Below are 10,570 nucleotides of genomic sequence, written 5' to 3' on the forward strand. Positions count from 1 at the left end.
ACCGCGGGGCGGTCACGCCGTCGTGAGCCGTTCGAACCGACGGGGCGTGATGTTGCCGCCGGATACGACGACGGCGACGGGACCGTCGACGCCTTCGTGCTCCAGGAGCGCCCCGAGCGCGCACGCCCCGCTGGGCTCCACCTGCAGGCCCAACGTGGAGTGGATGAGCCGCATCGCCGCGACGATGGCCATGTCGGTGACACCGAGCGCCCCCTCGGCCCGGTGCAAGAGCACCCGCAGCGGCCGCTCTCCGATCGCCGTCGTCTGCTGACCGTCCGCGATCGTCCGCGGCACCGGCACGGTCACCGACCGGCCGGTCCGTAGTGCCTGGCGAGCGGACGTGCGCTGCTCTGGCTCGGCCCCCAGGACGGTCACGTCGGGCGGCGTCGCCAAGCTGCACCCGGCGAGCAGTCCCCCACCGCCCATCGGGGCGATGAGCGTCGCGATGTCAACGTCCGTGTCGGCGAACAGCTCGAGGGCGATGGTCCCCTGACCCGCGATCGTGGGATCGTGGTCGTAGGGCGGGATGAGCGTCGCCCCGCGTTCCTCCGCGAGCTGGGCGCCGAGCTCCTCACGGTCCTCGGCGTAGCGATCGTAGGTCAGCACCTGGGCGCCGTGACGTCGGGTCGCGGCGACCTTCTCCGGCGGGGCGTCGTGCGGCATCAGGATCGCCGCCGGCACACCGAAGCTCGCGGCGGCGATCGCCACCCCCTGGGCGTGGTTGCCCGACGAGTACGCGAAGACGCCGCGTGCACGAGCTTGCCCGTCCAGGACCGCGATGGCGTTGTAGGCGCCCCGCAGCTTGAACGACCCGCCGCGTTGCAGGTTCTCGGCCTTGAGCAACACGGGCACACCGGCTAAGCGGTCGATGCCGTCCGAGCGCAACAGCGGAGTACGGCGCGTGACCCCCTCCAGTCGCGTGGCCGCAACCTCGACGTCGGCTCGCGTGAGGCCGTCGTGAGCTGGGCTCAGACGTCGCCCACCTGATCGCGGACGTCGTCGGCGAACGCACGGCCGAACCATGACCCGAGATCGCGCAGCCGCCGGCGACGCTCGCCGGGGTCGGCCTCGGCCACCCACTTCGGTGCCAGCTCCGTCGCGGTCTCACGAGCGAGCGCGCTGATGTCCTCGCGACCGATCCATCCCGCCAGGCTCTCGAGCTCCTTGACGCCTTCGAGCACCGACTCGGTGTTGTTCGACCCGAGGTAGGCGTCGACCAGGCGCTGCGGGGACTTCGGATCCTCGTCGAGTAGGATCGGTGCCGCGTGCAGGACCATGTTGATCAGACGTTCGTCGTGTGCCTCTCGCACGAACTCGGCGAGCCGCTCGAGGCGCTCCTTGCCCGCACCGAAGCGATCGCGCTGCAGATCCTTGAAGTCCTTGCGGAGCTTGCGCAGGCGCTTGTTGGGATCGACGGGCTTGTACGTCGGCACGGGGCTTCCCGGTTGTGGGGGCGGGTGGAGCCTAGTGCCGCGCACGCCGCGGGTACCCGGGAAGCTCAGTGTGGATCGCACTGCTCCTCGGCGTAGGTCTGGATCTCGTCGGCTGCCGCACGGACCTCGTTCTCGTCGATCGCGGCGGCATCGCCCTCGGTGTACCGGCGGGCGGCATCGACCAGCGTCTCGAGGGCTGGTCGGATGTCGTCGGGGGCGTCCTCGAGGGCGGATGTCGCGTGGTCCAGCGCCTCGCCGTAGTCACCGTCATCGACGGCGTCGGCTGCCTGGGCCGCATCCACGCAGAACTGGGCGAGGTCGATGCCCTCCTGTACCTCCTCGGCGCCCTCGCCGATCGCCTCCGACGCCTCTTCCGCCACCTCGGCAGCCTCGTCACAGCCGACACCGGACACCAACAGGACGGCCAGCAGCGGGGCCAGGACGTAGCGCACGGTGGTCTCCAGTTGACGGCAGCGGTCGAGCACCGACGGTACGTCGACGGCCGAGGCCGGCCGCTACCCGTTCGGACGGGTCGCGACGAGACCGCAGCCCAGATGGCGACCCGTGGTCGCGTCGCTGGCGGTACGGTCGAGGGTCCCGACCGGGAGACGGCTGTGGCGCACGAGATCAACCAGCAGCAGGCCACGGGCGACCGCCCCGATCACCTCATCACCGACGGTCTGCCCAGCCAGTACCCCGACGCCGATCCACAGGAGACGGCGGAGTGGCTCGCGTCGCTCGACGCGGTCGTCGAGCACCACGGCCAGGCACGGGGACGGTTCCTCATGCTCAAGCTGCTCGAGCGGGCGCGGCAGAGCAACATCGGCGTGCCCGCGCTCACGTCCACCGACTTCATCAACACCATCCCGCCCGACCGTGAGCCCGAGTTCCCCGGGGACGAGCACGTCGAGCGACGCATCCGTGCCTACATCCGGTGGAACGCGGCCGTGATGGTCCACCGCGCCAACCTCACCGCCGGTGTCGGCGGCCACATCGGCACCTACGCGTCGGCGGCCAGCCTGTACGAGGTCGGCTTCAACTGGTTCTTCCGCGGCCGTGACCACGAGGGCGGTGGCGATCAGGTCTTCATCCAGGGGCACGCCTCGCCCGGCATCTACGCGCGTGCCTACCTCGAGGGTCGCATCACCGAGGACCAGATGGACCGTTTCCGTCGCGAGGTGGAACCCGGTGGTCTGTCGAGTTACCCCCACCCCCGACTGATGCCGGAGTTCTGGGAGTTCCCGACCGTCTCGATGGGACTCGCCGGGCTCAACGCGATCTACCAGGCGCGCTTCAACCGCTACGTGCACAACCGCGGTATCAAGGACACCAGTCAGCAACGGGTGTGGGCGTTCATCGGAGACGGCGAGACGGCCGAGCCCGAGACGCTCGGGGCGTTGACGGTCGCGAGCCGCGAGGAGCTCGACAACCTCATCTGGGTCATCAACTGCAACCTCCAGCAACTCGACGGTCCCGTGCGAGGCAACGGCAAGATCATGCAGGAGCTCGAGTCGGTGTTCCGCGGCGCGGGCTGGAACGTCATCAAGGTGGTCTGGGGTCGCGAGTGGGACGAGCTACTGGCGCGTGACACGGATGGGCTGCTGGTCGCGCGGATGAACGAGGTCCCCGACGGGCAGTTCCAGACCTACACGGTCAAGCCCGGCAGCTACATCCGCGAGGACTTCTTCGGCTCCGACCCGCGTCTGCTCGCCCTCGTCGAACACCTCAGCGACGAGGACATCGAGCGGCTGCCGCGGGGCGGTCACGACTACCGCAAGGTCTACGCCGCGTTCCAGGCCGCGGTGCAGCAGCACGGCTCGCCGACCGTCATCCTCGCGCAGACGATCAAGGGGTGGACGCTCGGACCCGATTTCGAGGCACGCAACGCGGTCCACCAGATGAAGAAGCTGTCGTCGAAGGCGCTCAAGAACTTCCGCGACCGTCTCTACCTCGAGATCTCCGACGAGGACCTCGAGGGCGACCTGCCGCCCTACTTCCACCCGGGCGACGACAGCAACGAGATCGAGTACCTCAAGCAACGTCGCGAGGAGCTGGGCGGCTACCTGCCGCGACGACGCGTGAGCTACGAGCCGCTGCCGATGCCGGACGACGACGTCTACAGCGAACTCAAGCAGGGCTCGGGTGAGCACGAGGTCGCGACCACGATGGCGTTCGTCCGCCAACTCAAGGACCTGCTCAAGGTCGAGGGGCTCGGCGAGCGCATCGTGCCGATCATCCCCGACGAGGCCCGCACGTTCGGGATGGACTCGCTGTTCCCATCGTTGAAGCTCTACGACCCGCACGGGCAGACCTACGAGTCGGTCGACCGTGACATGCTGCTGAGCTACCAGCAGGCCAAGGACGGTCAGATGCTCCACGAGGGCATCACCGAGGCCGGATCGATGGGTTCGTTCCACGCGGTCGGGACGAGCTACGCGACCCACGGCGAGGCTTTCGTCCCCGTCTACGTCTTCTACTCCATGTTCGGCTTCCAGCGCACCGCTGACCTGATCTGGTCGGCTGCGGATCAGCGTGCGCGGGGGTTCCTCATCGGGGCCACGGCCGGCGGCACCACGCTGACCGGCGAAGGTCTGCAGCACATGGACCGGCACAGCCACCTGTTCGCGCTGAGCAACCCGGCGGTGCGGGCCTACGATCCCTCGTTCGCCTACGAGATCTCGATCATCGTTCAGCACGCCCTCGAGGAGATGTACGGCGGCGGCGTGGAGGACGACGAGGACCGCATCTACTACATGACCGTCTACAACGAACCGGTCGTGCAGCCGGCGATGCCGGACCACGTCGACCCCGAGAGGGTCGTGCAGGGCATGTACCGCTACCGCGATCCGGACGGCGGGACGCACGAGGCGCACATCCTCTCGAGCGGCACGATCATGATGGAGGCCCTTCGGGCACAGCAGCTGCTCGCCGACGAGTGGGACGTCGCCGCGACGGTCTGGAGCTGCCCCGGCTGGAACCAGCTGCTCCGCGACGGCGGCGAGTGCGACAACTGGAACCGCACCCACCCCGACGGACCCGAGCGCGTGCCCATGGTGACGCGCTTCCTCGAGGGCACCTCAGGTGTGTACGTCGCCGTCACGGACTGGATGAAGGCGACCCCGACCCAGATCGCGGACTGGATCCCCGGCCCCTACGCGGTTCTGGGCACGGACGGCTTCGGTCGTTCGGACACGCGCGAGAAGATGCGCCGTTTCCACCTCATCGACGCCGAGAGCACGGTCGTCACCGTGCTCGGGGCGCTCGCGACCGCGGGCGCGATCGACGGCGGCGTCGTGCGCAAGGCCATCGAGCAGTACGGCCTCGACGTCGACCACCTGCCCTACGTCGGTTGGCGCGACACCGGCGACGTCACCGTGTGAGGACAGGGATGTGTGGTTGACGCGGTATCCCGCGCCCACCACGCATCCTTGGGGCAGGGGAGGTCACGGGCTCTTCGGCGGCGGATCCTCTCAAAGGCTGTGACGTCCGCTGGACCGGCGGGTCTCGGGCGCCGGCGGGGTGCGCGGCTACTGGACCTCGGGTGAGCACGTCGACCCGACGACTGGCGAGTCCCCCGAAGCCACCCGCTGCGATCCCATCCCCTACGGCGGAGGCGGCACGCCCAGCAGCGCCACCCCGTCACGGCTCATGCACAACTCGCAGCGCGACCTCGCCCTGTCCATCCCGGACGAAGAGGGCTCACACGGCGTGGTCCTCAAGGCCACCGAGGAGGCCATCTCGTCGAACTGCAACTCCTCCGGGCGGCTGGCGACCTACGACCTTCGGCTACCTCTGCCCGCTCACCTGACCTGATCCCAACGGTGCGAGGTTGGCGCGGCATCTCGCGTCAACCACACATCGTCGAGCCTGAGCGGCGTTCGGGATGGCCGTGCAGCGTGACTAGCGTCGGGGCATGGACCGTCACCACCGCAACCAGTTGCTGCTCGTCGGCGTCCTCGTCGGCCTGACCATCCTCGGACTGGTCGTCCTGTGGCCCGATGCGGGGCGCCTGCCCGAGGTCGATCCGCCGGAGGACCTCGTCGGTGGACGACTCGTCTCGGTGGAGCTGTTCGAGGAGGAGGCGGACCCGTCGTTCGGGATGTCGGGCGAGATGGTTCGGCTCGACGTCGAGCTCACCGATGGAGCCGACCGGGGGGAGACCGTCACCATCGAAGCTCCGGTCGAGGGCTACCCGGAGTTCGAGGTCGGCGACGCGGTCCAGCTCGCGACCTCCGAGATCCAGGGCGAGGTGATGTACTTCGTCGTCGACTTCGACCGGACCGGGGCGTTGGTGGCGCTGGGTCTGCTCTTCGTCATCGCCGTCGTCGCGATCAGCCGCTGGAAGGGGGTGCGGTCCCTCATCGGCCTGGGCCTCTCGCTGCTGGTGGTGACCGAGTTCATCATCCCTGGGATCGTCACCGGCGGGAACCCCGAGTTCGTGGCGCTCGTCGGGGCGATGGCCGTGATGCTCCTGACCCTCTACCTCGCGCACGGCGTCAACGAAATGACCACCGCTGCCGTGCTCGGCACGACCGCGGCCCTCACGCTGACCATCGCGCTCGCGACCCTGTTCATCGACCTCGGGAAGCTCACCGGCTTCGCCAGCGAGGAGGCCAACCTCGCCCGCTTCGCCATCGAGGGTCTCGACCTCAAGGGACTCGTGCTGGCGGGGTTGATCATCGCAGCCCTCGGCGTGCTCGACGACGTGACAGTCACCCAGGCCTCGACCGTGTTCGCGCTACACGACGCCAACCCGAACCAGGGCTGGGGCGAACTGTTCAGGCGTGCGATGACGGTCGGTCGCGACCACATCGCCTCCACCGTGAACACGCTGTTCCTCGCGTACGCCGGAGCGTCTCTCGCCCTACTCGTGCTGTTCGCGACCGGTGGGTTGAGCACCGGCGAGATCGTCAACACCGAGGTGCTCGCCGAGGAGATCGTCAAGACCGTCGTGGGCTCGCTCGGGCTCATCTCGGCGGTGCCGTTCACCACCGCGCTCGCGGCGACGACGGCGCTGCGGCGTCCCCGGACCGCCATCGGGGCAGCGGCGGGCCACGTCCACGCTGGGCCGGTCGTGCCGCACCCCGTCCTCGACGACCGCCCCGACGAGGACCTCGACGACGAGGAGCGCGCCTACCGCTCCTGGGTGCGGTTCCTCCGAGACGGACCCGCGTCGGGGCTTCCCGAGCGTCCTCCCGATGACGAGTCCTGATCGGCTCAGAACCGCCTGGATCGCCCCGTAGCCCCCCGTAGCCCCCCAACGGAGCCGGTATCCTGCCCGACCGCACCGATCGTGCACGTCGGACGTGCGTGCGAACAGACCAGGGATCACAGACGCCGAGGACGATCGCGCGGCGCACCCCACCGCAACGAGGAACGTCCGACGTCGTGCCGGCCTGACCGACTCAGCAGCAGACGCCGTCGGCTCCCGCCGGGGGCGTCATGCGTCCGCGACGCCGCGGTCACCAGGCGGATGGGTCAGCGCATCGCGGATGGCCGCGGCGAACGGCAGACCGGCGACGGCCTCTAGAGCGTCGTCGACGCCGGCCCGGTACGCCGCGGCGTCCTCGAACAGCCAGGCGTTGTCGCGGAGCTGTTGCCGCAAGGCCAGCGCCACGTGCACGTCTCGGTCGCGGGTGTCGGGTGTCGTTACGGACTCGATAGTCACGGTTCCTCCTCCGGTCGGTCCCCGACTGGTGGTCGTACCGACTCCCCGGAGTCATCCCGACGTCGGGACGCGTTCTGCGGCGCCCACTCACCGCGTTGCGATCCCAGGGTGGCGATCCCGGCTCGGGGGGACCACCTGCACGAGGGTGAAACGTGGGAACGGACCGCGCTCCGTCGGCGCGCGCGCCCGCTCCGTGGTGGCGTTTCCACGAGCAGCGCGGGACAGCCTCGAGCGAACCCCCTGCCTACGAGGGACCCGGGCGCACGGTCCTGCCGTCGTGAGGAGCGCGCGCCCAGCGCTCGGTGCTGGGAGGTGCTCCTCCCGCTCTGGGCGAAATCCTCCCACAGCCGCACGGCGCCGGTCACGGGATCGGGTCTCTGCACGGCGGGACCTCGGGGGTGTCCCACATGCAGCGACCTCGTCGTCATCGTGCCGCCACGACCATCCTTGCGCTCCTCGTCGCTGCACCGGTGCTCCTGGCCGCGACGACCTCCGCACCGCCGGTGCGCGATCGGGCGCGCCACGCGCGCCCCGATGCGGTCACGGTGACCCGTGGTGACGACGGGGCGCGCGTCGACCGTCCGACCACGAGCCCGGGCCGACTGGTGGCGAGGTCTGGCGCCCCGGACGATCCCGCTACCCACGCGCGCGCGGTCCGAGCTCTGGCAGCGGCGACGACCGACCTGCCCATCCCGACCACCCTCGCGAGGGAGACCGCGGCGGAGGAGCCGACCGAGGCCAACCGTTTCGGTGTCCCGGCGGGCGACCTCGACGGCGACGACCTGACCGACGTGCTCGTCACCGAGTACGTCTTCGACACCGCAACCGTGCACGTCGTCGCCCTCAGCGGTGCGGACGGCTCGCAGCTGTGGCGGAGCACCCTGCCCGAGACGGCCTACGACGCCTTCGCGTACCCGGCCGGTGACCTCGACGGCGACGACGCCGACGACATCGTGGTCGAGAGCCTCGTCGTCGATCAGGCCCAGGGCGGCGGGGAGTGCCTACCGCAGGCGTGCCTCTTCGCGGATGGCCTGACCTACTCCTGGTCGCTCCAGGCACGCCGCGGTGGCGACGGCAGCGAGCTTTGGTCGCACGAGTTCGATGGACAGCTGGGGGCAGCGTTCGGCGAGGGCGGCACCGGCCCGACCTACGTCTGGGAGGAAGCCGTGGTCGCGACCAACGCCGGGGTGTTCGCGATCCCGGCCGGCGACCTCGACGGCGACGGGGCGGCCGAGCTGCTGCTCAATCGCTGGGACCTCGTGTACGACGACACCTACGGTGAGTTGTTCGGTCCCGCGGCCGTGTTCGGAGAGGGGATCACGCAGCTGGTGGCCACCAGCGGCGAGGTCCTCGACGGCGCGACGGGCACGAGCCGGCACACCCGGACGTCGGAGTGGGGGCCGCAGGGCGGTCTGCTGTGGCCGGCCGGCGACCTCGACGGCGACGGTGGCGGGGACCTCACCTGGGAGACGGACTCCTGGACCCCCGCGTGGGCCGGGGGATGCGCCTACGTCCTTGTCCTACGGCAGTGCGGGTCCACCCCCGGCGGCGGATCGTCGCTCGAGGTTGTGGGGGTCGACGGCGCGACGTTCGCCGACCTGTGGTCGTCGACGTTCGGGGCGTACACGTGGGTGTTCCCCGGCGGCGACTTCGATGGCGACGGCGCCACCGATCTGATGCTCCACGTGTGGTTGGACGACGAGCCCTGGGTCCGGACCGGCGTCGTGTCGGGCCGGACCGGTGCCACGCTCTGGACGCGCGACGTCGATTCGTGGACGGTCCCGGTCGGCCCCATCGGTGGTGCGCCGGGCGACGACCTCGTCCTCATCGTGTTCGACCTCGACGACCGCGGGTCGACGTTGGTGACCTCGGAGCGGGTGGACGGCGCCACCGGCGACCTGTTGTTCGTGACCGGGTCCCCGGGCCGTGAGGACTGGGACTGGATGATGATCAGCACGTTCGGCGACGGCGATGCCGACGGGGTCGGCGACATCCTGTTCGAGGTGGCGTCGTGGAACGGGGGGACGGTCACGCTCGAGTCGGGCCGCACCGGCGATGCGATCCACGACGCCCCGATGACGGGCTGGAGCCTCGCCGCCGGTGACGTGAACGCTAACGGCGCCACCGACCTGCTGACGATGACGTGGGGTTGGGACCCCGTCACGTCCGCGGACACGATCTCACTCGAGGTCACCACCCTCCCCGACGGCGCCCCGCTGTGGAGCGCGACCGTCAACGCCTACGACCTGTGGCCCATCCCGGTGCAGGACCTCGCGGGCGACGTTGGCGACGACCTGGTGGTCTCGGGGTACGCGTACGGCGAGACCTACGAGTCGCGCGTCGCGGTACGCGACGGCCGCACCGGGACCGAGCGGTGGGGCTACGGCGACGAACTCGTCGGCGGCGGCGAATGGTGGGGCCCCTGCGAGCCGTTCTGCTAGACGCGGGAGAGCGTCGCACGTTGGTCGATGTGCCGGTCCTGGTGCCTTCTAGCACCCAACCCGGCACACCGACGCGACCGAGCGAGACGGCACACCGACGCACAGGCGGCGTAGCGACCGGATTGGCGGGTGGTCGGGGGCAGAATCGAACTGCCGACACCACGATTTTCAGGAGCGCCTGGCGCACGAATCCGGGCCTCTACAGGCGAACTGAGGCATTTCAGCTCGCCCGAGAGCGCCCGTTGTGGTCGCGAGTGGTCACGGAATGGTCACGCCGATCCGGAGCCATGCGGCGGACCCTGGGTCGGTGATGAACTCGAAGCCGCGGGTGGAAGCCTGTCAGCGGCATCCGCGACGCTCTGGCCGAACGCGTTCCTCGCCCCGAGGTCCGCGATCGCCGCTCGTGTCTCGTCGGGCACGAAGGTGGTGTGCGTGAGCAGCACCGGCGCCCCGAGTTGACCGGCGAGTAGTTGCCGGCGAGGGAATCGGGGAACTTGTCACCGCGTGCGATGAGGACCCCATCGGAGGGGTCGAAGCCGTCCCGTGCGATCAGGCTCGCCGTATCGAAGCGTGTCGAGCCGCGATAGCGCTCGGAGCGGACGAGGCCGTCGCCGGACCAGTCGACCACGGTGCCCGTCACGCCGGGGAACGACGAACGCGGCGGCGCGGCATCCGACGCGGGCGGTGCGAGTCCGAGCAGCAGCGCCACCCCGAGCAGCGCCCCGAGCACGTACGTGATGGGTCGCTCACGCGCCGGCTGACCTGCGCGTATGTGGTGACCCATGACCATCCCCTCGGCCGCTCCCCGTCGAGCGTCGGTTCCTGCCTCTCAGGGCCACGTGGTCTCGGGGCGGGAGCAGCGCCCGGGATGGCGGTCCTAGGTCCCTACGGATATCGGAGAACCCCGGACTCCCGACTGCGACCGAGCCGAGAGTTCGCGAGCCGCCGACGGCGCAGGTTCGGCTGCGCGCCCGCGACCCACCTCACGCCGACCTGAACCGCCTAGGCTCGTGACCGATGGGTGGGCT

Annotated in this window: 8 protein-coding genes; 4 read left to right on the forward strand and 4 right to left on the reverse strand. The window is 70.0% G+C overall.

The window, feature by feature from the left end:
* Window positions 1-12 precede the first annotated feature (12 nt).
* The 3 genes from KY469_17650 to KY469_17660 all read right to left on the reverse strand — a co-directional run bounded on the left by KY469_17650 (window position 13) and on the right by KY469_17660 (window position 1,885).
* A complete protein-coding gene (locus KY469_17650; protein ID MBW3664925.1) occupies window positions 13-1,023 on the reverse strand; it encodes a pyridoxal-phosphate dependent enzyme in 1,011 nt (336 codons plus the stop codon).
* Window positions 969-1,433: a hypothetical protein gene (locus KY469_17655; GenBank protein ID MBW3664926.1), complete on the reverse strand. Its 465-nt coding sequence runs from the start codon at window positions 1,431-1,433 to the stop codon at window positions 969-971. The genes KY469_17650 and KY469_17655 overlap by 55 nt, the downstream gene beginning before the upstream one ends.
* Before the next feature lie 65 nt (window positions 1,434-1,498).
* Complete coding sequence (locus KY469_17660; GenBank protein MBW3664927.1) at window positions 1,499-1,885, reverse strand: hypothetical protein; 387 nt, start codon at window positions 1,883-1,885, stop codon at window positions 1,499-1,501.
* A 102-nt stretch (window positions 1,886-1,987) separates the two neighbouring features.
* Between KY469_17660 and aceE the strand changes: the two genes are divergently transcribed.
* The 3 genes from aceE (at window position 1,988) to KY469_17675 (ending at window position 6,645) form a co-directional block, all read left to right on the forward strand.
* Window positions 1,988-4,813: a pyruvate dehydrogenase (acetyl-transferring), homodimeric type gene (gene aceE, locus KY469_17665; GenBank protein ID MBW3664928.1), complete on the forward strand. Its 2,826-nt coding sequence runs from the start codon at window positions 1,988-1,990 to the stop codon at window positions 4,811-4,813.
* Between the two features lie 139 nt (window positions 4,814-4,952).
* Window positions 4,953-5,246 (forward strand): hypothetical protein, encoded by a 294-nt coding sequence (locus KY469_17670; protein ID MBW3664929.1) that lies wholly within the window; start codon window positions 4,953-4,955, stop codon window positions 5,244-5,246.
* 100 nt (window positions 5,247-5,346) lie between these two features.
* Complete coding sequence (locus KY469_17675) at window positions 5,347-6,645, forward strand: YibE/F family protein (GenBank protein ID MBW3664930.1); 1,299 nt, start codon at window positions 5,347-5,349, stop codon at window positions 6,643-6,645.
* Window positions 6,646-6,873: 228 nt separating this feature from the next.
* Here KY469_17675 and KY469_17680 read toward each other — a convergent pair whose 3' ends face one another.
* The gene (locus KY469_17680) at window positions 6,874-7,101 is read right to left on the reverse strand and encodes a hypothetical protein (GenBank protein ID MBW3664931.1); all 228 of its coding nucleotides are present in this window, start codon (window positions 7,099-7,101) and stop codon (window positions 6,874-6,876) included.
* Window positions 7,102-7,508: 407 nt separating this feature from the next.
* On the opposite strand from KY469_17680, the gene KY469_17685 reads away from it, so the two are divergent.
* Window positions 7,509-9,542 (forward strand): hypothetical protein, encoded by a 2,034-nt coding sequence (locus KY469_17685; GenBank protein MBW3664932.1) that lies wholly within the window; start codon window positions 7,509-7,511, stop codon window positions 9,540-9,542.
* The last annotated feature ends 1,028 nt before the right edge of the window (window positions 9,543-10,570 follow it).

Source organism: Actinomycetota bacterium (genome assembly GCA_019347575.1).
Classification (GTDB): domain Bacteria; phylum Actinomycetota; class Nitriliruptoria; order Nitriliruptorales; family Nitriliruptoraceae; genus JAHWKY01.

Coding starts and splice junctions, on each gene's coding strand:
- KY469_17675 (MBW3664930.1), top strand. CDS start 5,347: ATGGACCGTCACCACCGCAACCAGTTGCTGCTCGTCGGCGTCCTCGTC.
- KY469_17685 (MBW3664932.1), top strand. CDS start 7,509: ATGCAGCGACCTCGTCGTCATCGTGCCGCCACGACCATCCTTGCGCTC.
- aceE (MBW3664928.1), top strand. CDS start 1,988: ATGGCGACCCGTGGTCGCGTCGCTGGCGGTACGGTCGAGGGTCCCGAC.
- KY469_17650 (MBW3664925.1), bottom strand. CDS start 1,023: ATGGTTCGGCCGTGCGTTCGCCGACGACGTCCGCGATCAGGTGGGCGA.